Here is a 22,009-nt window from a genome sequence, read left to right on the forward strand (position 1 = left end):
GCGTCGTCAGACTTTAGCGCTTGAACAGTGGACGGGTAAGAACAGTGAGGCCGATTCCACATGAGCGGAAATTGTCCTCAATCGAGAGATATGCCTTGTAACGGCTTCATCTTGCCCGGATGGCCTTCAGTCGTCTTCTCAATCAACTACTCAGGCGATGGAATTCAGCAGAATGTCGCTAAGGGATTTCGGACGGCAGCCGGATAATCGTTCGACATCGCCGGTCATAATATCGTAGCCCGCTTCAAAAGTTTTGTGTTTGATATCCATGACAACGCCGAGATAGACTTCGGAAAGTCCCGTGACCTTAAGTTGCTGCCGAAGTTCCGTGGGAGAAGCCAGGACGATCTCTACCGGCTTGTCCAATATCTTCGAAGCAAGAGCAGCCCGATCGGCCACTGTGAGCGCCTCAGGTCCGGTCGCGTTATAGAAAGCGCCTGAATGACCGGCTCCGACAAGGATTCCCGCGGCCGCGGCCGCCACATCCCAGCGGCTTACAAACCCGACCCGGTTCTCGCCCAGTTCCACCAGCCGGCCGACGGCCCCCCATCTGAGTACCTCCTGAGCGTAGGATTCCATGAAATAGTTCGCCCGAAGGATAGTCCAGGAGGGCGCGGACCTAATAAGGTGCTGCTCTGCGACCCAACTGGCGGCTCCGACATGAGGCTCCTTCCGCTCATCGGTTCCAACGTCAGAAATCAGGGTGATATGACCAGCGCCGCTCAAAAGTGCTGCGTCTATTGCGTGGACCAGCTGACGTGCTCGGGCACCATGTCTAAGGTCAAAAGTGGGTATGATAAGCAGACGATCCAGATCGGCATAGGCCTCGTGCAGTCTGACGGGAGCATCATAGTCACCAAATCGTACCTCATCGGCATATTTCACCGCGTGAGGCAGACGAGAAATTCCTGCCACCGTATGGCTGCCAGGCAGTTCTTTCAACCGCTTGAGCACTGCCTCCCCCAAATGTCCGCTGGCACCACTTACCCCAATTTTCATTCGCAAACCTTTTCAAAACGCGGCCTCGCGTCACCCTGCCTGCGGTTGGAGTGATCAGGCGATTGTTCGTGACGTCATCAGGCGGCTGCAAGGCTTTCCCGTTGAAGCAAACGCGCGGCCAGGGTCCAGTGCCATGCGGCCCATACAAAGAAAGCGGTGAGGCACATCATTGCATCGCGTAGGCCCAGAGCAGCATCGCCGCCGCGCAGATAGGCAAACCAGTCGCTCAATATCCCGGCCACAAGCGGGCCCATTGACACACCGATCAGGTTGGCCGCGACGATATTCAAGGCGCTGGCCCGCGCGCGCATCGGCACCGGCGCGAGGCTCTGGATCAAGGCAATCGAAGGGGCGGTCCATAGCGAGCCAAATATGTAGCTAGGGATCATGACAAGCAGGACGCTCTGCCCATCGGACATGCTGAGCGCGATGATATCGAGCGGCACGCAGATGAGCATGCCCGCGATCGGCAGCCATAGTGCCATGTGAAGGCCCGATTTGCTGCGCCGCGTGCCCTGCCAGCCGCCATACCATGTACCGATGGCTCCGCCTATGCCGGAAATCAGGCCAAGGCTGATCCCCACATGCGCCATGCTCATGTCATGGCTGCGGATCAGGAAGGAGGGCAGCCAGGTTGATATGCCGGTCTGCGCGAAGGCCATGATGGCCGTGCCGGCGATGATATGAATGAAGGCCCGCCGCTGTCCCAAAATACGAAGGGTCTGAAGGAAACTGAGCGATTGTTGTTTTTCTTCAACTTGGTGAGGCGTGTCCTCAGTGCCGCCCCGAACCGGTTCGCGCGCGACGAGAGGGAATAGGATCGCGATCAGGACGCCGGGGATGCCCGCAAAAAGGAGCGCCGTGCGCCAGTCAGTCGCTTCGGCAACAATACCGCCAATCGCGAGGCCGACCATGACACCGACAGGGACGCCAATAGCGAACACTCCCACCGCCGCCGGGCGTTCCCTGGGTGAATAGAGGTCGGAGATCATTGAGTGGGCGGCAGGCGCAAAGCCCGCTTCCGCAAGGCCGACGCCCATACGCGCAGCGAAGAAACCGCCAAAGCCGCGCGTCAGGCCGCATAAGGCCGTCAAGATACTCCAGCTGGCCGTGAAGAGAGCGATCAGCCGCACGCGATTGACGCCTCGGTCGATCAGGTGCGCGATGGGAATGCCCATGGACGTGTAGAAAAGCCCGAAGGCACCCCCCGTCAGCAGGCCAAGTTCCCAGTCCGCAAGTCCGAAATCCGCCTTGATCGGTTCCTGCAGGATGACGATGATCTGCCGGTCGAGAAAGTTGAGGCTGTAGATGAAGGCGAGCATCAGTAGTATCGCCGTCCGCCGCCGCCCCTTGACGGGGGCCGCCCCAGCAATCGCGTCGGTTCCCGTCGTTGGGAAGGCATCTGACGCAGTCAGCGGTGCCGGGTTCGTCATCACTCTACCTCCCAAGAAACCGCAGTCTTGCGCAACGGCTCAAATCATGAGCGGCAGGTTCGTCCGATCGTGGCCAGGATCAATGCGGGCCAGCAACTTTCCACGCATATGGAAGCCAGCGGGTCACGATCGCGGCAATCCAAGATGATGCTGTGCAATAATAGAGCGATGAACTTCGCTGGTGCCGCCATAGATGGTCTGGCCAATCGACTGACGATAGGCTTCCTCGATCTTCGCCAAAGCGGCCGTTTTACGGTTGAGCGTGGCGAGGGCCGCCAGCGCCACCAGATCGGCAGCATCCTCCATGTAAATTTCAGTGGTGAACATCTTCGCCATGGGACCGATGGCGCGTGTCAGCCGCCCGGATTCGATCGCCCATGTGACGCGGCGACACATCAGGTCGGCAATCTCCATATGCGTGCGCACGCGAGCGAGCCGGGCGCGAACGGCGGAATTGTCGATCGGACGCTTGCCGGTCGTATCGCTGCTGCCCGCCCATTCCATCGCCGCGCGCATCAAACTGTGATGATAGATATGATAGCCTTCGCCGCCATGTTCGATTTCCATGGCGGCGGTCATGACCTTGAGGCCGCCATTGATTTCGCCGAGGCGGTAGCGGTCGGGCACGCGCACGTCGTCGTAGAAGGTGATGTTGGTCCGCTCATCCTGCAACGTGTCCACCGGCTGCACCGCGATGCCCGGCAGGTTCATGGGGAAGAAGAAGATGGTGATGCCCTTATGCTTGGGCGCATCGGGGTCGGTGCGGGCAAGCATCAATATATAGTCGGAGATGTGCGCCCCGGTCGTGAACATCTTCTGCCCGGTGATGACCCAGTCGTCCCCATCGCGGACGGCGCGGGTGCGGGCGGCGTACATGTCTGATCCCGACGCGGGCTCGGTAAAGCCGAGGCAGGCGAGCGCCGATCCATCGGCCAGGCGCGGCAACACTTCCGCCTTCAGTTCGGGCGAGCCGAATTTCATCGTCATGCGCGCACCCATGTTGGTGCAGCCGATGGGGATGCGGGAAATGCCGAATTCCTCGAACACGCGGCCGAGCGCCGTCACTTCCATCGGGCTGCGATCCTGCCCGCCCCATTCGCGCGGCCAATCGGGATAGGCGAGGCCAGCGGCGGCGAGTTTGCGGTGGAGTTCGGGGAGGTGGCCGTCGGTGGAGATGGCGGCTGCGGCGCGCAGTTCGGGGGTGAATGCAGTTTCGAGGAAGGCGCGTACTTCCGCTGCGAAGGCTTCTTCGGCGGGGGTGAAGCCCATGTCCACGCCGGGATCGCCTGCGTCGGGTAGGGCGGTTGTGGCGCCCGCCCACAAACGGTCGCCTGCATCGACCAGGCGGTCTTCGGGGTCGCCTTCCGCCAAGGCCGCCCGGTCGATCGCGAGGAAGTAGAGGTGAATGTCATATTCGTCGGAGAGGCCGTAGCCGCCGAAGGTGCGTAGCGCCCGGCGCACGGCGGCGCGGGCGGTGGTGGCGGTCCACCAGCTGGTGAGGGCTGCGAGCGCGCCTGCTTCGGACTGTCGTTGCGCGACGCCCCAGATGGTGCGCCATAGCAGGAGGCGGCCGCCCTCCAGGTCGGTGATGGAGTCGGCGAGGGGGAAGGCCACGCCTTGGAACGCGCCGATTGGCTGGTCGAATTGCTTGCGGTCTGTGGCGTAGGCTGCGGCCATTTCGATGGCGCGGGTGCCTGCGCCGACGAGCCATGCTGAGCGCAGCAGGGTGCGTTCGGTGAGGGCGGCTTCGAATGATTGCCTTGCTGCATTGCCGCTGGCGATGATGAGCGTTTCACCGGTGGGCGTGGTGGCGTGGATGGCGTCGGATTGCCAGCTTAGGTGGATGCAGCCGTCCTGCGCATCGAGGCTGATGGGGGTGGACGTTGCTTGTTCGATTAGCGCGGCGGCGGCTTCGCCTTCAAGCTGACCCAGAAGTGCGCAGGCGGCGATGCCGTCCGCGATCGGCAGGGGCGCGGCCCCCCGGCCTGCCGCTTCGCAGATCAGCGCTGCTTCCATAAGGCCCATGTTGAGGCCGCCGCGATCTTCAGGCGCGCGCATGGTGATGAAGCCCATCTCGGCGGCCTGGCTCCAGAGGCTGTCATCGACTGCGCCCCTTGATGTGCGCGCGGCATGCACCACCTCTTGCCGATCGAAGAAGCGCAGGGCCGCTTCCTGCATCATCGCCTGCTGTTCGCTGAGTTCGAGATTCATGCCAATTCCATCTTGTTCGCGCCTTCCTGCTTGGCCATCCTGAAGCGTAGGATGTCAATTTGGCGGCGGCGCACTTCCGGTAGTGCGGAAGGGCGCTGGTAGCGGATGCTCGCAGCGCCGATCGCGCGCAACCAGCGGTCCAGGAGTAAGGCAGATGGTAGAATATATCCGTTACGCGGTCGAGGAACGGGTCGCGACGATCACGCTGGATCGTGCCGACCGGGCGAACGCGCAGAATGAACCCTTTTTGCAGCAGTTGAACGGGGCCTGGGAAAAGGCTGCGGCGGACGAGTCCGTGCGCGTCATATTGCTGCGCGCGGAGGGCAAGCATTTTTCCGCTGGGCATGATGTCAGCGCAGAGGCCATTCGTGACGGATCGTTCAACCGTATTCGCGAGACGATCCCGGAGCGCGGGTTGCTTGGCATCCATGAATGGGAGGCGAAGCATTATCTCGGCTATTCCAAGCGCTGGCGGGATATTCCAAAGCCTTCGATCGCGGCTGTGCAGGGGGCCTGCATCGCGGGCGGGCTGTTGCTCGCTTGGCCGTGCGACCTGATCATCGCGGCCGATGATGCGCGCTTTTCCGATCCGGTGGTGCTGATGGGCATCGGCGGGGTCGAATATCATGGCCACACATGGGAGCTGGGGCCGCGCAAGGCGAAGGAGATGTTGTTCACCGCTAAGCCGATCGACGCGATCGAGGCGGAGCGGCGGGGCATGGTGAACCGGGTCGTGCCGCGCGCGGAGCTGGATGCCGAGGCGCTGGCGCTAGCGCGCGAGATTGCGCAGATGCATCCGCATGCGCTGGCGATGGCGAAGCGCGCGGTGAACCAGACGCTGGACATCATGGGCCAGAGCGCGGCGCTGCAAAGCTGCTTCGACATCCACCAACTGGGACATGCGTCGGCCTATGGCCAAACCGGCGAGTTCATCGTGGCGGGCATGGATAAGGTGAAGTCGCACTCATGAGCATTTTGACGCAGGTGGATGGGGGTGTTGCCACGCTGACACTGAACCGGCCGGATCGGTTGAACGCGGTGACCGATGCGATGCTCGACGAGATCGCGTTGACGCTGCGGGGCTGGTCCGTCGATCCAGCGGTGCGCTGTGTCGTGCTGGCAGGGGCAGGGCGCGGTTTCTGCGCGGGCTATGATTTGTCAGGCGGTGATAAAGTCGAGCGGGACGAGCCGATGCGGGCCGATGAGGCGGCCGCGCGGATGAGCATACATGCAGAAATTCCGCTACTGCTCCATCGCATGCCCAAGCCGACGATCGCTTGTTTGCGCGGGCCGGTGGCGGGGAGTGGCTTGGTCATGGCGGCGGCGTGCGACTTGAGGATCGCTTCGCAGACGGTGAAGTTCAAGCTCGCCTTTGCCAGCGCCGGACGGTGCGGTGATCCGGGGGGCAGCTATCTGCTCACTGGGCTGCTGGGCGCGGCGCGGGCGCGGGAGATGTTCCTTCTGGACGAGCCGATGCTGGCGGACGAGGCGCTGGCGCGCAGGCTGGTCAATCGGCTGGTCGAGGATGAGGCGTTAGAGAGTGAGTGCGCGGCTTTGGCGGCGAAGCTGGCGGGCGGGCCGACGGCGGCCTTTGCGGCGATGAAGCGTAATCTGAATGCCGCTGGGGCCATCGCGTTGGAGGAGAGCATGGCGCAGGAGGCGGCTGCGAACGCGCAGATCAGCTTGTTTTCGCATGATGCGAGTGAGGCGGCGCGGGCGTTCATGGAGCGGCGCGCGCCCAATTTTCTCGGTTACTGACGAGCCGCAATTAGCACCTGTTCCGGCATGGCGGAATTGGGGCGGGTTCGGCTTACTTCAGGCCAAAGATTCGATATTGCAAAAAACAAGATTGGCGCGCTCGCATGCGCCGCACTTGCAGATGGGATGGGATGGATGGCCACAGCGGCAAAGGTGATCGACACTGACAGCATCCGGCGCGCGGTTGAACTGGCGGACCTGAATGCGCTGCGGATAGCGCTGTATCAGAATAGCGGGGATGAGGAGATTGCCGCCCTGCCTGCCGCCGCGCACATGAATGATGGGCAGAAGGCGCTGCTGAAGGAGCGCGCGGTCGAGTGGCTGGCGGACAATGCCGGTGCGGTGGATTTGCCGGAGCCGCCCGAAAAGGAACTGCGCCGCCTGATGACAATGCTGTCGGGCGAGATGACCGACGTCGAGTTTGAGGCTCGGCGTGACCTTCCGGCCTTCCGTGCCGTTCCTTGCGCCGTCGAGTGGGAGGGCGAGAAGCCGGATATTCCAGAAGGTTTCCGGATCGTCATCATCGGCAGCGGCCCGGCGGGGATCGCGGCGGGCGTGCAGTGCGAGCTGCTGGGCTTGCCCTATCTGTTGCTGGATCGTCAGCCTGATGCGGGGGGTACTTGGACGATCAACCGCTATCCGGATGTGCGGGTGGATACGCCGTCCATCACCTATGAATATAGTTTCGAGAAGCTCTACCCTTGGGGTGAGCATTTCAACCGGGGTGAGGATGTCCGCGAATATCTGCAGCATGTTTCGCGCAAATATGGGGTGATGGCGAACAGCCGCTTTGGCCATGATGTGAAGGGCGCGGTTTTCGATGCCGGGCGCAATGTCTGGGCGCTGGACGTCGAAACGCCGGACGGTCGTCAGGAGATTGTCGCCAATGTAGTGATCACCGCTTGCGGCACCTTCGCCAATGCGCAACTGCCCGACATTGAGGGCGTGCATGATTTTGGCGGACAGATCATTCATCCTTCCGCTTGGCCGGAGGGGTTGGACCTGACCGGTAAGCGGGTCGCCATCATCGGCAATGGATCGACGGGCGTGCAGTTGCTGAGCGCTGTTGCGCAAAAGGCGGGGCATGTCAGCGTCGTGCAGCGTACGCCGCAATGGATCAGCCCGCGCGAGAAATATGGCGCGCCGATCGAGCCGGAACTGGCGTGGCTCAATCAGAATATGCCCGGTTACTGGAACTGGTCGCGCTATACCGCCACGATGCCGCTGTTCGACATCGACCGTTTGCAGCGCGTCGATCGGGAATGGCAGGCGCAGGGTGGCAAGGTCAGCAAGGCGAATGACGATCTGCGCGCCTTTCTGACCAACTATATCCGGCAGGAGACTGGTGGGCGGGAGGACCTGATCGAAAAGCTGATTCCCGATTATGCGCCCATGTCGCGCCGCCCGGTGGTGGACAATGGATGGTATCGCGCGCTCACCCGCGACAATGTGGAGTTGCTGACAGGATCAGTGGCGCGGTTCACCAAGACGGGCTTTGTGATGGCGGACGGGACGGAGCGGGACTTTGACGTTGTCATCGCCGCGACCGGCTTTGACGTGCTCAAATATCTCTGGCCCGCGCGGTACAAGGGGCTGGAAGGGAAGGACTTGCACGACACATGGGACGCGGGCGATGGGCCGCGCGCCTATCTGTCGATGATGGTGCCGCAATTTCCGAACCTGTTCATGCTGTACGGCCCCAATTCGCAGCCGCTGACCGGCGGCACGGGTCTGCCGCAATGGTGGCTCATCTGGGCTGCCTATGCGGCGCAGTGCGTGATGCGGATGTTGAAGGAGGAAAAGGGCCGCGTCGATGTCAAGCCTGAGGCGTATGAGCGTTATAATCGCGAACTCGATGCCGAGGCGCAGAACTGGCTGCAGATGACGCCCGAGGGCGGCATCGAGAAGAATTATTATGTGAACCGCGAGCATCGCAGGCTTCAGGTCAACGCGCCGTGGCTTAGTCCCGATTATCACCGTATGTGCACGGTGGTGAATTGGGACGATTTGGAACTGAGCTGAGGGAAGAGCGATGCCCCGCCCGGCCCTGGCTGCGTCACGCGCCATCGATATTTTGAACTTCATGGCGGCGGCGCCCTTGCGCGGCTATTCGCTGACGGAGTTGGTGCGGCAGCTGGACCTCAATCCGGCGTCCTGCCACGCGCTGTTGGGCGCGATGACGCGGGACGGGTATCTGGTCAGGGCGCCACGGGGGCGGGTATATCGGCTTGGCCCGGCGTTGATCGCGATTGGCCATGCGGCGCTTCAATGCCATCCGGTGGTGGCGGCTGCGCGCAACCAGATCGCGCTTTTGTCCTCCGAGCTGGATATGGATAGCCTGCTGACCGCGCGGTTGGATGATCGGCTGATCGCGCTTGCGTCGGAGGGGCCGGGGCGCATGCCGGGGCTGGCCGTGGGGCAGCGGGTTCCGCTTATTCCGCCGCTTGGTACGCCCTTTCTTGCCTGGGCGAATGAGCGGGAGGTGGATAGCTGGCTTGCCAAGGCGGCGGGCGCGATCGATGCTGACCGGCTGCGCCAGTCGCTCGCGATGGTGCGGCAGCGCGGTTATGCCGTGACGCAACGCAGCCCCGAGCAGGCGGCGACCGGGCTGGCCGTCCTTGGCATGGCCGAGGAACCGCTTGCTGGGGACTGGCAGAAGCGGGTTGCCGAACGGATCGGGCAGATGGGTGAGGATTATCTGATGATCGAGGCGCAGCCCGACCGGCTGCATCCGGTGATGATGATCTCAGCCCCTGTATTTGGCGTGGATGGTGCGGTGCTCTGTACTTTGTCGCTGTTCGGTTTTGGCCGGCCTTTGCCGCTGAGCCGTATCGCCCTTCTGGGCGAAGCCGTTGCGCGGCATTGCCGGATGGCGAGCGCGATGCCCGGCCGACCAGACAAGCAGATAAATGAAGTTGGGAGAGGCTGAACATGCGGGCGCTGATCTATGAAGGGCCGGGCAAGATCCGTTTTGTCGAGGATGTCGAAGTGCGGGAGCCGGGCGCGGGCGAGGTGCTGGTGCGCATCGTGGCGAGCGGCATTTGTCATTCCGACATTTCGGTCATCAACGGCACGATCGACTGGCCTGCGCCTGCGGTGCTGGGCCATGAAGGGGCGGGCGTTGTCGAACAGCTGGGGCCGGGCGTCACTGAACTGGCGGTGGGCGACCATGTAGCGCTGCATACGCTGGCCAATTGCGGACGCTGTGGCCCGTGCGAGAGCGGCAGGCCGACCCATTGTCGCCAATCCTATGGCAATCGCGCCCAGCCGTTCAGCTGGAATGGAGAGCCGGTGTCGAGCTTTGCGGCAACGTCGACCTTTGTCGAGAAGACGGTCGTGAAAGCTAATCAGGCGGTAAAGATCGACCCAACGGTGCCGCTCGACATTGCTTGCGTCGTGGGTTGCGGCGTGTTGACCGGGGTGGGATCGGTCGTCAATCGGGCGCGGGTGAAGCCGGGCGAGACGGCGGCGGTGTTCGGTATCGGTGGTATCGGGCTTAACGTGTTGCAGGGGCTGCGGCTTTCCGGGGCGAGCCGGATTATCGCGATCGACTTGTTGCCGACGCGCGAAGACAAGGCGCGGGAGTTCGGCGCGACCGACTTTATCGATGCATCGCAGGGTGATGTGCCGCAGCGGATCAAGGACATCGTGTCGGGCGGCAATCCCGACCATGGCAGCGGCGTGGATTGGGCGTTCGAGTGCGTCGGTAGCACGCGGGTGCTGAACGATGCCATCGCGAGCCTTGGCTGGGGCGGCAATTGCGTGATCGTCGGGACGACCGCGATGGGCACGAGCGCGGAGGTATCGCTAACACCGCTCTCCTTTGTCGATCGCGGGGTGATGGGTGCGCGCTATGGAGCGTCGCGGCCGCATCAGGACATCCCGTCCTATATCGCGCAATATCGGCAAGGTAAGCTGCTGCTGGATGAGCTGGTGACGCACCGTTACGATCTTGCTGATTTCGAACGGGCCTTCCACGACCTGGAGGAAGGGAAGCTGGCGCGCGGGGTGTTCGTGCTGTGACCGGAGCCGGTGCCTGGGATTTGCCGCCGTTGCGGGCGGGCTATGCCGCCGATGAGGCGCTGGTCGAGCGGCGAGCGCGGGCGGCTGGTTCTGCCGATGCTGCGGAACGCGCGGGCGAGGCGGTTATTGGCGGCGTGCGTTGTCTGGTCATCGAGCCGTGTGGCGGCGATGCGCGGGGAGAGATGATCTACCTGCATGGCGGGGGATATCGGCTGGGGTCGCCGCTCGCCTATGTGGATTATGCGCAAAGGATCGCGGATGCGGCGGGGCGGCGGATCATCCTGCCCTTTTATCCGCTGGCGCCGGAGCATCCTTTTCCGGCGGCGCTGCATGCTGTCGTGGCGGTTTATCGCGGGTTGGACGACCGGCAGTCGGTGATGGTCGCGGGGGACTCTGCAGGGGGTGGGCTGGCGGCGGCGCTGTGCATTGTCGCGGGGCGGGCTGGCGAACCGCTTGCGGGTGCTGTTCTGGTGTCGCCGATGCTGGATTTGACGGCGCGGGGTAAGAGCCTTGATCGCAATGCGGCGCGCGACCTCATGTTTTCAAAGGCCGCCGTGCTCGATAGCGCGCAGCTATATTTGCAGGGGCATGATCCTTGCGATCCGCTGGTGTCGGCGTTGGAGGCTGATCCGGCGGATTTTCCGCCGACATTGGTGCTGACGGGCAGCGCTGAGCTGTTGCTGGATGAGGCGGTCGCCTTTGCCGGGCGGCTCGCGCTGGCGGATCGGCGGGTCACGCTGCATGTCGCGCCGGGCATGGGTCATGTCTGGCCTTTGCTGGCCCCTGAAACTGATGAAGCGTGGGAGGCGATTTCGGCCATCGCGGGCTTTGTCAAAGCACTGGAACCGGTTGGGTCAGAGGATTCCGTGTAGCCGGAAAGCCGATCCGCTCAATTGACCGGAAGCGGGCCGGTGCAGGACAAGAGAGCATCAACTAATTATAGCTGACCGAAAGACATTCCGATGACGACGCCAAGCCTTCCGTTCCCCGTTTATGACGCAGATAATCATTTCTACGAGCCGGAGGATGCGCTGTTCCGGCATCTGCCCAAGAAGTGGCACAAAGATTTTCGCTTCGTGGAAGTGGATGGCCGCAAACGGCTGGCGATCAAGGGGCAGATTTCGGACTACATCCCCAACCCCACTTTTGAGCGGGTTGCGGCGCCGGGGACGCACGTCAAATATTATAAGGCCGAGAACCCGGAAGGCCTGACCATGCGTGAGATGACGGGGAAGCCGATCGCTCCGCCGGAATCCTGGCGGACGGGCAACGAACGGTTGGCGGTGCTGGACGGGCATAATGTGCATGCGGCGCTCATGTTTCCCACCCTCTTTTCGGTGATCGAAAAGTGGATGAGCTATGACCATGAGTTTCTGCATGATGCTTTGCATGCGCTGAATCAGTGGACGAGCGAGGAATGGGGGTTTGCTCGTGAGAACCGGCTGTTCGGGGTTCCGGTGGTGTCGCTGGCGGACATGGACCGGGCGCTTGCCGAAACGGACTGGCTGATCAAGCAAGGCGCGCGGACGATCTGCATCCGGCCTTCACCGGTGCCGGGCTATCGCGGCGGGCGGTCGATGGGGCTTAAGGACTTCGATCCATTCTGGGCGCGGATTGAGGAGGCCAAGATCTTCGTGTCGATCCATGCGTCCAATTCCGACTATGACCATCTGATCGAGATGTGGACCGGCGGCGCGGAGTGGCTGCCGTTTGAATCCGATCCGTTCGTGAACTGCCTTCGGATCATCGAGCGGGCGATTTCGGACACGATCGCGGCGATCATCTGTGGCGGAGTATTCGATCGCTTCCCCGGCGTTCGGGTGGTTAGTGTCGAGAATGGCGCGAAGTGGGTTATTCCGCTGATCGAACAGTTGAAGCACGTTTATGGGCAGATGCCGCAGAAATTCATGAATGATCCCGTTGATCAATTTCACCGTAATATCTTCGTGACGCCCTTTGTCGAGGATGATTTCGGGCAGTTGAAGGAGCATATGCAGGTCAACCGGATATTGTTCGGTAGCGACTATCCGCATCCTGAAGGAACTGAACACCCACTGGATTTCCTTCATGAGTTGACGAACTATTCCATGGCCGAGACGGAAATGGTCATGTCGTCGAACCTCAAGGGCCTGTTGGAAGGCGTGCGCAATTAAGAGCGACCGCCAGTTAGGACGACCATCAGTGAGCCAGAACGTTATAGAGCAGCTTCGCGCCAATCTGCGCGACCATAAGGATGAGCGCGGCATCGAGTTCGAAGGCCGGTGGGTGAGTTGGGGTGAGGTGGCGCGCTATGGCGATGCCGTTGTTGCCTTGCTCGACGCCGCCGGATGTCCGCCATCGGCGAAGGTCGGCATCATCATCCGCAACCGGTTGGCCCATGCGGCGGCGGTGGTGGGGCTGCTGGCGCACCGGCGATCGGTGAGTTTCGTCTATCCCTTCCTTCCCGCAACAGCCATTTCGGACAATATCGAAGGTCTGGGCGCGGCCGCGATCCTGGCGGACGAGCAGGACTGGCCCAACTTCGCGCAAGCGGCGGGACAGGCGGGCTGTGCGGGGATTGCATTTAATGAGATCAATGACGCCCCCCATCTGGTCGATGGGCTGGAGAAGTGTCGGCGCTCGTCATTCGACAACGCCTTGCCCGAGGGCGGGATCGAGGTACTTTCGAGCGGCACGACCGGGACGCCCAAGCGCATTCCCATGCCGCTCAAGCTGCTGGAGCGGGCCGTGATGAGCGCACCCGGCGCGGAGTCCGGCAGCGCGCCGCCCGTGCAGATCAACATCTGGCCGCTCGGCGGGGTGGGAGGCGTCTGCCTGCTGACGGGCGCTGCGGTGAACAACACGCCGCTGGTGCTGATGGAGCGTTTCACCGTCGATGGGCTGGTGGATGCCCTGCGCCGTCACAGGCCCGACACTTTGGGGCTCAATCCCACGGCGATCGCGATGATCATGGACGCCAATGTGTCCCCTGAGGACATGGAAAGCGTGAAGAGTGTGTCGGGGGGATCGGCCTATCTAGACCCGGATCTGCAGGACCGGTTCGAACAGCGCTACAATCTGCCGATCCTGTGGGGCATGGGCGCGACCGAATTTTGCGGCACGATCGTCCGCTGGACGCCGCAGATGCGGGCCGAGCGTGGCGACAGCAAGCGCGGTAGCACCGGCCTTCCCATGCCGGGCGTGGAGATACGTGCCATCGATCCGGAAAGTGGCGCGGAGGTCGCGCGAGGGGCGGAAGGGCTGCTGGAGGTGCATTGCCCGTCCGTCCGCGCCGACTGGGTGCGCACTACCGATCTGGTGATGATCGATGAGGATGGATATGTTTTTCACCGCGGACGCCATGATGGCGCAATCGTGCGCGGCGGGTTCAAGATACTGCCCGAGCGTGTCGTGGATGCGCTGCGCCAGCACCCTGCCGTCGTCGATGCATCAGTGGTAGGCATACCTGACGCCCGGTTGGGGGCGGTGCCTGTCGCTGCGGTCGAACTGAGCCAGAATGCCGGCCCGGTGGATGAGCAGGCGCTGCTGGCGCATGTGCGGGCTGAACTGCCGCCGACGCATGTGCCGGTGGAAATCCGGATCATGGACGCGCTGCCCCGCACGCCATCGCTGAAGGTCAGCCTGACCGAAATCAAAAAGATGTTCCTGGCCGACGCCGCCTAAGCGAGCGCGCGCTACGAAGAGGATGTGAAGAATGACCGTGTCATTGCTGGGCCTTGAAGGGAAGAAGGCGCTGATCGTTGGGGGCGGCCGGGGCATGGGCGAGGCGAGCGCACTCCTGCTGGCGGAAGCCGGATGCGACGTCGCCGTGCTGGACAGCGTAATGGAACGCGCCGAGCTGGTGGCAAAGGAAGTTCGCGCGATTGGGCGCGCAGGCATGGCGATCGAAGGCGATATATTGGATGAGGCGTCGGTCAAGAAAGCGGTGGCGGACGCGGAAGCTGGGCTGAGCGGGCTTGATATATTGGTCACGATCGTCGGGCAGGCGTTGTTCAAGCCGCTGCTCGACGTGACGCTGGAAGAGTGGGATCGGGACCAGTCCCGCAACCTGCGCTATTTCTTCGTTACTGCCCGCGCCGTTGTCCAGTCGATGATCGCGCGCGGTGTACCGGGATCGCTGATCTGCATCGGATCGGTCGATGGCGCGGTCGGTTCACCCATGCATGCGCCCTATGGAGCGGCCAAAGCGGGGCTGATGCATCTCGTGAAGTCGATGGCGACGGAATGGGGGCGGCACGGCATTCGCGCCAACGCTGTCGCGCCCGGTAGCATCACGACGCCGCGCCTGCCTGAAACCGCTGAATCGCGGGCATTGATGAAAGCGAGCGTGCTGCCAATCGGTCGACCGGGCACCACGCGGGATGTGGCCGGAGCCGTGCTGTTCCTGGCGTCCGGCCTGTCCGAATATGTCACCGGCCACAGCCTGTTCGTGGATGGAGGATGGATGGCGGCCAATCATTTCGATCCACGGGTGATGGCAACCAAGAAGAGCAACGAATAAGCGGCGAACAAGCGATCACTTGGCGAGGAAAGCCTTGATAGCGGAGAGGCATGGGCCGAACGCGTCATGCTGTGGCCAGTGGCCGCTATCCGGCAGACGCACCTCCCGCACGTCGGGAATGTGGCGCAGTAAATCGGCGGGCAGGCCGGACGGCCAGCTGCGTTCGCCATAGAGGAGAAGGGCAGGGCAGGCGATGTTGCGCCACAAGGCCCTGGCATCATCCATCGATATGTCAGGAAATGCCCAGACCGCGAGATAGGGATCATGCTTCCACTGCCACCCAGCCTTTCCCGCCCGCTGCAGACCATGGCGCGTCAGATGCCGCGCCTGCGCGGGCGTCAGGAAGCCATGACGGCCGCGCATCCGATCGATTGCTTCGTCAATCGAAGCGAAGATACGTGGAGCCGCCAGCGAGGCCTCATGCCGTTCTTCCAGCCAGTTTCGCGTAGTTTGTTCGATGCTTTGGCTGAGCCGCTGCACTTCGATCGCTGGCGGAGCGCCGACTGCTTCGATCGCGACGATGCGCTGCACTTTTTCAGGATAGATGCCGCTGAAGCGCAAGGCGATATGAGCGCCCAACGAATGGCCGATCAATATGGCCTGACGCTGCGAACCCAGTTCCAATTGTTCGATCAGCACGGCGAGGTCCGACAGATAAGCGGCAAAATCGTAACGCCCGTCCTGCGACCATCCACTGTCGCCATGACCGCGAAGATCGGGGGCGATCACGTGATAGTCAGGATGCAGCGCCGCCGCCAGCGCGTCCCAACTGCGGCTATGGTCGCGACTGCCATGCACAAGGATGGCGAGCGGCGCACCTTCATGTGGCCATTCGGCATAGCTGAGCGGCATGCGGCGGTTGAGGAGACGCCGCTTCACGGGCTCATTGGCTGTTCCCGGCCTGCTAATCATGGCATTTGGGCGACTTGGTCTGGCATGCATCGTTCCAGTGTAAAGATGGGAGAAAGCGCGCTGGCCACCGACAACAGCGGCTTTCCATATTCCCGTAATAGCTCGCGCCGGAGCGAATTCGACACGCTTGAATCCACGGTGCGCTCAGAATATGGTAGCTATTGGCAAAATTCGGGTGATCGGCAGAGCCGACGCCAGCGAGGGTGTCCCAGGAGGCGGAATGAGCTCTAACTCACAGGCGGAGGGTAGGTCTGGCGGCAGAGGCAGCGTGAAGTCGTGTCTGCGCACCCTGGAGGTGCTGGAATATTTCATGCGCACTGGCATCCCCGCGCGCACGATCGAGATCAGCGAAGCATTGGGCATTCCCAATTCTAGCGCCGACGAGATATTGAGGACGCTCGCGAGCACCGGATATCTCAGCTACAATCAGTCCACCAAGCTGTACGCGCCATCCTACAAGATCGTCGCCAATGCCTTCGCGATCGAGCACAGCTTTTTTGGAAGCGGCAGTATCAATGAAGTGATGGAAGAGATGCGCCGGGAAACCGGTGGGTCGGTTTTCGTTACGCAGCAGAATGATTGCTGGTCGGAAAGCGTCGCCGAAATGTCGGGCGGTTGGGCGGCGAAGCCTGACGTCGAGCCTTATTACTCCGCTGAGATGATCTGTTTTCAGCGCAATAGCTGGCGTCCCAGCACCAACTTCACCGCCGCGATGCTGGCGCAACAATCCAATGTCGATATTATTCAACTCGCCACCCGGACGCAGCGGTTGGGCCTTGGGCCGAATGGTCCTACGCTGATGAAACATCTGGTAGACCGCATTTCGCAAACGCGCGCGCGGGGTTTTGCCTTGTGTCGCCGCAACGCGACGATCCCGGTGGATTCGATCGCCATGCCATTGCGCGTGCCGCACAGCGTCGCTTCCTATGCCATCGGGGTAGTTGGCGATCCCCTGTTCGTGAATGACAATGATGTGCGTCGGATGCTGTCGAGCATGCAGTCGGTCGTCTTCCGCTACAATGATCGCATCCGCCGCAACGAGAGGATCAGCGTTCAATAACTGCCCGGGGCAGGCAACGATTGCGCGACATCATCGGCGCTGGCAATACGCGCCACCATGCGAAGCTGATCACGGACAATGACTTCGTGCGTGCCAGGGTTGGCGGCGGCGATGCAATCTTCCGCGATAATCGCATGATAGCCAAAGGGTTCCGTGGAATCCAATAAGACCGGATGTCTGCTCTATGAGGGGGGTGGACAAGGTCTTGCTCCAGACAAGATTTCGAGGGCCAAAGAACGCCCGGGATGCTTGTGCGGCAAGAGTGGAGCGGACTGCTCCACAGATACGGAAAGACAAGGTTGGCGGTTGGTTCCCGTTCGCCGGCCGATAGACATGCGGCCAGCGAAGAATGAGTTTCCGTAGGAGTTGGTGAATGGCCGCGAAATATGCCGATGTAGCGGGGACTGCCCGCGCCGATTTAAGTGCGCGCAAGCTGCCGTTGAAGGACAGTCCGGAATTGCGGCAGGCATTGGCGGAGGGCGAGATCCACACGGTGCTGATGACCTATGTCCATCTGAGCGGCGACGAGGCGATGCTGGACAAGTTCGTGCCGCATATCAAATCGCCCTATGCCTACCCGCCTGAACAAATTCCGGTGGAGCTCGTCGAGGAATTGAAGGACAAGCTGCTCCATGTGCTGACGACGCCTGGTGCGGAGATGGATGAGGAGCCTTCCGATGGGCTGATGCATCGGATGATGTCAGTCGGTTTGGCTGAGGAAGTGGCCGACGAGTTCCTGCCGCTGCTGTTCGACCAGATCGGCCTTCGCCCCGAGCAGCCCCGGCGCGAGCGCAAGGACCGCAAGCCAGCGCCCGCAGGTTTCAAGGTGCTGGTGATCGGAGCAGGCATGACTGGCCTCGCCGCTGGAGTGAAGCTGGCAGAAGCAGGCTATGACTGGGAAATCGTCGAGAAGAATGAGGAAATTGGCGGCACCTGGTGGGAAAATCGCTATCCGGGCGTTGGCGTCGATACGCCGAGCCATTTCTATTCCTTCTCCTTTGCGCTCAATTCCGAATGGCAGAATTATCATCCGCTCGGCACCGACATGTTCGCCTATCTAAAGCGCGTAGCCGACGATTTTAAGCTGCGGCCGCACATCCGCTTCAACACGATGGTCGAAAAGCTGGCCTGGGACGAGGGTGAAGCAGTATGGAACGTCACCGTCCGTAAAAAAGACGGCACCATCGAAGTCATTCGCGCCAATGCGGTAATCAACGGCAATGGCTCGTTCAGCCGCATGAAATGGCCCTCCATTCCAGGACTGGAGAGCTTCGAGGGGGCGCGGCTGCATACCGCCGCGTGGGACCCGTCGATCGACCTTAAGGGCAAGCGCGTCGGCGTCATTGGCACAGGCGCAAGCGCGGCGCAGTTGATCCCTGCGATCGCCGGAGACGTAAGCGAGCTGCATGTCTTCCAGCGTAGTCGCCATTGGGTGATGCCGAGCGTCGCCGGGAACGACGAGGTCACCGAGGGCGTAAAATATGCGATGCGGCACATTCCGCATTATGCCGAATGGTTCCGGTTTCGCATCTACTGGTATGCTGCCGATGGCCTTTATCCCAACGTGCTGCTGGACCCTGAATGGCCCGAGGATTCGCCGTCGGTCTCGGCTGTGAACGAGACAATGCGCCAGTTTGCGGTTGGCTATATCGACAAGATGTTCGCTGATCGGCCGGACCTCAAGGAAAAGCTGACGCCCGATTTTCCGGTCTTTTCAAAGCGGATCATTTTGGATCGCGGGCTTTATTTCCCGACCTATTTGCAACGGCATGTCCATTTGGAGCAAACGCCTATTGAAAAGGCGACGGCAACAGGTGTGGTGCTGAAGGACGGACGTGAGATCGAGCTGGACGTGCTGGTTTGCGCAACCGGGTTCGATGCCGCCAATATGCTGGGCAACCTTGAGATCGTCGGCATCGGCGGCAAACATCTGCGGAGCGAATGGGGCACCGAGGACCCGCGCGCCTATTTCGGCATGTTGGTACCGGGCTTCCCCAATTATTTCCATACGTCGGGGCCGAACAGCGCACCGAACCATGCTGCGGGGCAAAACCTGATTTCGGAGCGGCAGGTCAATTATGCGATCGAATGCATCGATTGGATCAATGCCGAGGAGAAGAAGGCGCTGCAGCCGACCCAGCCGGCTTTCGATGCCTGGCAGACAAAGGTCGAAACGCAGATGGACAAGATGATCTGGAGCCATCCGCGCGCCTACAGCTATTACAATAACAGTAAGAAGCGGAACTTCCTGTCTTGGCCGTGGCGGCTCGTTGACTTCTGGAACGAGTGCAGGGGGCCGCGCAAAGAAGACTTCGAACTGCTGTAAGTGAAGGGGGGGGCGGCCGTTGATGCGACCGCCCTCATCTACTGAGCCACGATCAAAGCTGGTCGGTATAGGTGTCGGTGCCCGGGATGGTCGGGATGAAGGGCGAGGCAATGGCTATGCGGCCAATGCCACTTTCCTCAATCGCCTGGACGAGCGGCACATAGTTTGCGTCCCAAACCGCTTTCGGATCCTCGATCGAAAAGCTGAGGAAGAGGGCGCGTTCGCCCGCCTCCACTGGCACATCCTTTGGGCTGGTAGGATCGAGCGGCAGGGGAGAGCCGGTGAGCGCCACGTCGCCCGGAAGGTCGCGGGCGCGCAGAAGTGCGGACAGGTCGGTGCTTGTCTTGCCCGGATTGAGATCGATGATGAAGGCCACCACGCCGCCATAAGGACGGTCGAGCGCGAGTTCGATCGGCATCGCGCTGCCCGGCGCGTTAAACTCCGCGTCGAAATTGTAAAAGCTGGTGTGGATATGGTTGCGTTCCTTGAACATGCGGCCAGTGGCGTGAAGGTCATTTACCTGACGGACGGCCCAGGCGTCCCAATCTGAGTGGTGCCCGTCCAAGATCCAGTAGAGCGCGAGGTACGAGCCCTTCGACAGATCCATGGCTGCTGAACCCAAGCGCTTCGCCTTTTCCGCGCGAGTGGCGACATAACGGCCCCCCGAAACGGTATAGGGGCCGATCATACAGCCGCTGTAGAAATGGTCTCGTTCGTACCAGCGATTATAGGCCGCCTCATATCCCGCGCGCGGTTCGACCATGGTGAAAAGCAGCGACCCTAGACGGATCGGCCGGTCGGCGCGCGGTAGGTCGGCCGTGCTGAACAGTGTTTCGCTCGTTTGCATTGAATCTCTCCTCATGATGCGGCCGCATGTGAGGTTAATGAACGCCGCTGGCAGAACCCGTCAAAGCGGCGCAGCGCCATTCCGGGTTGGCGGAAGCAGGATGCCTAGCGTCCTACCAAAGCGCGATAGGCGGGGTGGCCTATGTCAGTCAGCAGATCGAGATTGCGTGGGGTCCAGCCCAGTTCCCGGCGAGTGCGCGGGCTGCGGGACCGGCTACATGTCGCCATGCCGATGAGCGTTTCGAATTTCCCCCAGCGGCGCACGCCTTCAAAAAAATCGATGCTGCGCGCGGTTACGCCGAGGTCGCGGGCGACCGCTTCGGCCAGGGTGCGATTGTTCAACTCGCCCGCCACCGCATGATAAAGGGCTCCGGCTGTACCTTTTTCCAGGGCGAGGCGGTAAACCTCTGCCAAGTCGTCGACATGGACGTTGGAATAGAGATTGAGGCCTCGCCCAAGATAGCCGACTTCACCAGTGCGTCCGGCATCGCTGTAGAACATGCGCAAATGGCCGCAGCCGCCATGACCCCAGATCATCGGCGGCCTGATTACCATCGTTCGCACGCTCCCAGATGAGCCCGCGTTGCGGACCAGCGTCTCCGTTTCAAGACGCAAGCCGATATATTTGGAGGGCTGAAACGGCTCGTCTTCGGCGAAACTATCCTCGCTCCAGAGCCCATTCGTTCGTTGTGAGAGGAGACCGGTCCCGCTTGTGAAGAGGAAATGATGGTTCCGGCCGTCCATCGTCTTCAGCAAGGCCGCTATAGTGTCGAGTTCCTGTTGAAGGATCAGTTGAGCGGCATAGACGGTGGCATCGTGCTGGCCCATCAGGTCTACTACAGTGCCCAAACGGTTAAGATCTCCACGGAGCGGGACGATGCCGTCAGCTTCCAGCGCCAGATCGCCTTCGCTCGTCCGGCTGAGGCCGCTGACCTGATAACCCGACGCTTTGAAGTGCCGGGCTATATGCGATCCGAGATAGCCGGTCGCTCCGAGGACGAGAATGCGCATCTGTTTCCTTCCACCCGCGAGGAGGCGACAATATTGCACTGAGCGTCACTGGCCGGGGCGGTTCATTCCAGATACCCGGACATCCGATGCAAACAGCAGCGGCCCCAATAACAGGCCGGAGGGCGTATTGGCGCTTTCGGCCATCAGCAGCGGCCAGTCACTGGAATGCAGGCGCCCGTCACCGCTATCGCGTCTTCCGACAGCAGGAAGGCGATGATGCTCGCGACCTGCGCGGGCGAGACCCAGCGGCTAAAATCCGCGCCATCCATGTCCGCGCGATTGGCAGGCGTGTCGATGATCGAAGGGAGCACGGCGTTGACGCGCACGCCATTATCCTTTTCTTCCTCTGAAAGCGCTTCGGTCAGCTTCGCGATTCCGGCCTTGCTGGCGGCATAGGCGCCCATGCCTGCCCCCGCCTTAATTGCGGAGGCCGCGCCGATGTTAACCACTGCGCCGCCGCCTTGACGCAGAGAAGGGAGAGCGGCGCGTACGGCATTAACGGCGGTGCGCAGGTTGATGTCGAACAGCATCGCCCATGTCGCGACATCGCCGTCCGCCACGGTTTCCCAACGGAAAGTGCCTGCTACGTTCACGAGCGCGGCAAGGGCTCCGTTCGTGCGGATCGCCTGGTCCACGGCCGCGACCGTTGCGCCCGGATCAGCCAGATCGACCCCGCCCAGATAAGTGCCTTCCGTAGCTATCGCCGGACCCTCAGCGCGATCGATGCCCGTCACCGCATAGCCCGCCTGCGTCAACACGTCCGTCACGGCCTGACCGAGTACGCCAGCGGCGCCGGTTACAATGACATGATTCTTCATCCTATCTTCTCCTATCTATGGTCGCGGATCACGGATCCCCATTAAATCCCTTTAGTTCGCCGTCACCCGCTCTCCCGCCAAACCTGATGAGGCGCCCCGAACCCTGCCTTT

The 22,009-nt window shown here is 61.7% G+C and carries 19 protein-coding genes; 12 read left to right on the forward strand and 7 right to left on the reverse strand.

All coding sequences use genetic code 11. The annotated features are described in order from the left end of the window. Positions 1-150 precede the first annotated feature (150 nt). From FHS54_RS14290 to FHS54_RS14300, 3 genes are all read right to left on the reverse strand, one after another. Positions 151-999, reverse strand: coding sequence for an NAD(P)H-binding protein (locus FHS54_RS14290; protein ID WP_167304795.1), 849 nt, complete (start codon positions 997-999; stop codon positions 151-153). Between the two features lie 77 nt (positions 1,000-1,076). After that, complete coding sequence (locus FHS54_RS14295) at positions 1,077-2,432, reverse strand: spinster family MFS transporter (protein WP_167304797.1); 1,356 nt, start codon at positions 2,430-2,432, stop codon at positions 1,077-1,079. A 123-nt stretch (positions 2,433-2,555) separates the two neighbouring features. Continuing rightward, positions 2,556-4,643, reverse strand: a complete 2,088-nt coding sequence (locus FHS54_RS14300) for an acyl-CoA dehydrogenase family protein (RefSeq protein WP_167304799.1) — start codon at positions 4,641-4,643, stop codon at positions 2,556-2,558. A 154-nt stretch (positions 4,644-4,797) separates the two neighbouring features. On the opposite strand from FHS54_RS14300, the gene FHS54_RS14305 reads away from it, so the two are divergent. From FHS54_RS14305 to FHS54_RS14345, 9 genes are all read left to right on the forward strand, one after another. Further along, positions 4,798-5,613, forward strand: coding sequence for an enoyl-CoA hydratase (locus tag FHS54_RS14305; protein WP_167304801.1), 816 nt, complete (start codon positions 4,798-4,800; stop codon positions 5,611-5,613). Beyond that, complete coding sequence (locus FHS54_RS14310) at positions 5,610-6,401, forward strand: enoyl-CoA hydratase-related protein (protein WP_167304803.1); 792 nt, start codon at positions 5,610-5,612, stop codon at positions 6,399-6,401. The genes FHS54_RS14305 and FHS54_RS14310 overlap by 4 nt, the downstream gene beginning before the upstream one ends. 135 nt (positions 6,402-6,536) lie before the next feature. Beyond that, positions 6,537-8,423, forward strand: a complete 1,887-nt coding sequence (locus tag FHS54_RS14315; protein ID WP_167304805.1) for a flavin-containing monooxygenase — start codon at positions 6,537-6,539, stop codon at positions 8,421-8,423. 10 nt (positions 8,424-8,433) lie between these two features. Continuing rightward, the gene (locus tag FHS54_RS14320; RefSeq protein ID WP_167304807.1) at positions 8,434-9,330 is read left to right on the forward strand and encodes an IclR family transcriptional regulator; all 897 of its coding nucleotides are present in this window, start codon (positions 8,434-8,436) and stop codon (positions 9,328-9,330) included. Between the two features lie 2 nt (positions 9,331-9,332). Further along, entirely contained in the window at positions 9,333-10,424 is a 1,092-nt protein-coding gene (locus tag FHS54_RS14325; protein ID WP_167304809.1) for a Zn-dependent alcohol dehydrogenase, read from the forward strand. Continuing rightward, positions 10,421-11,296, forward strand: a complete 876-nt coding sequence (locus FHS54_RS14330) for an alpha/beta hydrolase fold domain-containing protein (protein ID WP_167304811.1) — start codon at positions 10,421-10,423, stop codon at positions 11,294-11,296. Before FHS54_RS14325 ends, FHS54_RS14330 begins: the two co-directional genes overlap by 4 nt. A 90-nt stretch (positions 11,297-11,386) precedes the next feature. Next, on the forward strand, positions 11,387-12,577 hold the full coding sequence (locus FHS54_RS14335; RefSeq protein ID WP_167304813.1) for an amidohydrolase family protein: 1,191 nt from the start codon (positions 11,387-11,389) through the stop codon (positions 12,575-12,577). Positions 12,578-12,605: 28 nt separating this feature from the next. Continuing rightward, positions 12,606-14,087 carry an AMP-binding protein gene (locus tag FHS54_RS14340; RefSeq protein ID WP_167304816.1) on the forward strand — a complete coding sequence of 494 codons (1,482 nt, stop codon included), beginning with the start codon at positions 12,606-12,608 and terminating at the stop codon, positions 14,085-14,087. A gap of 31 nt (positions 14,088-14,118) precedes the next feature. After that, positions 14,119-14,925 carry an SDR family NAD(P)-dependent oxidoreductase gene (locus FHS54_RS14345; RefSeq protein WP_167304817.1) on the forward strand — a complete coding sequence of 269 codons (807 nt, stop codon included), beginning with the start codon at positions 14,119-14,121 and terminating at the stop codon, positions 14,923-14,925. 15 nt (positions 14,926-14,940) lie between these two features. Here the strand turns inward: FHS54_RS14345 and FHS54_RS14350 are convergent, their stop codons facing one another. Next, a complete protein-coding gene (locus FHS54_RS14350; RefSeq protein ID WP_167304819.1) occupies positions 14,941-15,804 on the reverse strand; it encodes an alpha/beta fold hydrolase in 864 nt (287 codons plus the stop codon). 253 nt (positions 15,805-16,057) lie between these two features. Between FHS54_RS14350 and FHS54_RS14355 the strand changes: the two genes are divergently transcribed. The 3 genes from FHS54_RS14355 to FHS54_RS14365 all read left to right on the forward strand — a co-directional run bounded on the left by FHS54_RS14355 (position 16,058) and on the right by FHS54_RS14365 (position 19,223). After that, the gene (locus FHS54_RS14355; RefSeq protein WP_167304821.1) at positions 16,058-16,897 is read left to right on the forward strand and encodes a helix-turn-helix domain-containing protein; all 840 of its coding nucleotides are present in this window, start codon (positions 16,058-16,060) and stop codon (positions 16,895-16,897) included. A gap of 20 nt (positions 16,898-16,917) precedes the next feature. After that, the gene (locus FHS54_RS14360) at positions 16,918-17,064 is read left to right on the forward strand and encodes a hypothetical protein (RefSeq protein ID WP_167304823.1); all 147 of its coding nucleotides are present in this window, start codon (positions 16,918-16,920) and stop codon (positions 17,062-17,064) included. A 206-nt stretch (positions 17,065-17,270) separates the two neighbouring features. Beyond that, the gene (locus FHS54_RS14365) at positions 17,271-19,223 is read left to right on the forward strand and encodes a flavin-containing monooxygenase (protein WP_167304824.1); all 1,953 of its coding nucleotides are present in this window, start codon (positions 17,271-17,273) and stop codon (positions 19,221-19,223) included. Between the two features lie 52 nt (positions 19,224-19,275). Here the strand turns inward: FHS54_RS14365 and FHS54_RS14370 are convergent, their stop codons facing one another. The 3 genes from FHS54_RS14370 to FHS54_RS14380 form a co-directional block, all read right to left on the reverse strand. Further along, complete coding sequence (locus FHS54_RS14370; RefSeq protein ID WP_167304826.1) at positions 19,276-20,070, reverse strand: hypothetical protein; 795 nt, start codon at positions 20,068-20,070, stop codon at positions 19,276-19,278. 104 nt (positions 20,071-20,174) lie between these two features. Further along, a complete protein-coding gene (locus FHS54_RS14375; protein WP_167304828.1) occupies positions 20,175-21,080 on the reverse strand; it encodes an NAD-dependent epimerase/dehydratase family protein in 906 nt (301 codons plus the stop codon). Between the two features lie 143 nt (positions 21,081-21,223). Continuing rightward, a complete protein-coding gene (locus tag FHS54_RS14380) occupies positions 21,224-21,898 on the reverse strand; it encodes an SDR family NAD(P)-dependent oxidoreductase (protein ID WP_167304830.1) in 675 nt (224 codons plus the stop codon). Positions 21,899-22,009: the final 111 nt, after the last annotated feature.

The sequence above is a fragment of the Sphingobium vermicomposti genome, from assembly GCF_011762025.1.
Taxonomy (GTDB): Bacteria; Pseudomonadota; Alphaproteobacteria; order Sphingomonadales; family Sphingomonadaceae; genus Sphingobium; species Sphingobium vermicomposti.

Coding starts and splice junctions, on each gene's coding strand:
- FHS54_RS14320 (WP_167304807.1), top strand. CDS start 8,434: ATGCCCCGCCCGGCCCTGGCTGCGTCACGCGCCATCGATATTTTGAAC.
- FHS54_RS14305 (WP_167304801.1), top strand. CDS start 4,798: ATGGTAGAATATATCCGTTACGCGGTCGAGGAACGGGTCGCGACGATC.
- FHS54_RS14370 (WP_167304826.1), bottom strand. CDS start 20,070: ATGCAAACGAGCGAAACACTGTTCAGCACGGCCGACCTACCGCGCGCC.
- FHS54_RS14355 (WP_167304821.1), top strand. CDS start 16,058: ATGAGCTCTAACTCACAGGCGGAGGGTAGGTCTGGCGGCAGAGGCAGC.
- FHS54_RS14345 (WP_167304817.1), top strand. CDS start 14,119: ATGACCGTGTCATTGCTGGGCCTTGAAGGGAAGAAGGCGCTGATCGTT.
- FHS54_RS14315 (WP_167304805.1), top strand. CDS start 6,537: ATGGCCACAGCGGCAAAGGTGATCGACACTGACAGCATCCGGCGCGCG.
- FHS54_RS14295 (WP_167304797.1), bottom strand. CDS start 2,432: ATGACGAACCCGGCACCGCTGACTGCGTCAGATGCCTTCCCAACGACG.
- FHS54_RS14335 (WP_167304813.1), top strand. CDS start 11,387: ATGACGACGCCAAGCCTTCCGTTCCCCGTTTATGACGCAGATAATCAT.
- FHS54_RS14310 (WP_167304803.1), top strand. CDS start 5,610: ATGAGCATTTTGACGCAGGTGGATGGGGGTGTTGCCACGCTGACACTG.
- FHS54_RS14375 (WP_167304828.1), bottom strand. CDS start 21,080: ATGCGCATTCTCGTCCTCGGAGCGACCGGCTATCTCGGATCGCATATA.
- FHS54_RS14365 (WP_167304824.1), top strand. CDS start 17,271: ATGGCCGCGAAATATGCCGATGTAGCGGGGACTGCCCGCGCCGATTTA.
- FHS54_RS14325 (WP_167304809.1), top strand. CDS start 9,333: ATGCGGGCGCTGATCTATGAAGGGCCGGGCAAGATCCGTTTTGTCGAG.
- FHS54_RS14300 (WP_167304799.1), bottom strand. CDS start 4,643: ATGAATCTCGAACTCAGCGAACAGCAGGCGATGATGCAGGAAGCGGCC.
- FHS54_RS14380 (WP_167304830.1), bottom strand. CDS start 21,898: ATGAAGAATCATGTCATTGTAACCGGCGCCGCTGGCGTACTCGGTCAG.
- FHS54_RS14290 (WP_167304795.1), bottom strand. CDS start 999: ATGAAAATTGGGGTAAGTGGTGCCAGCGGACATTTGGGGGAGGCAGTG.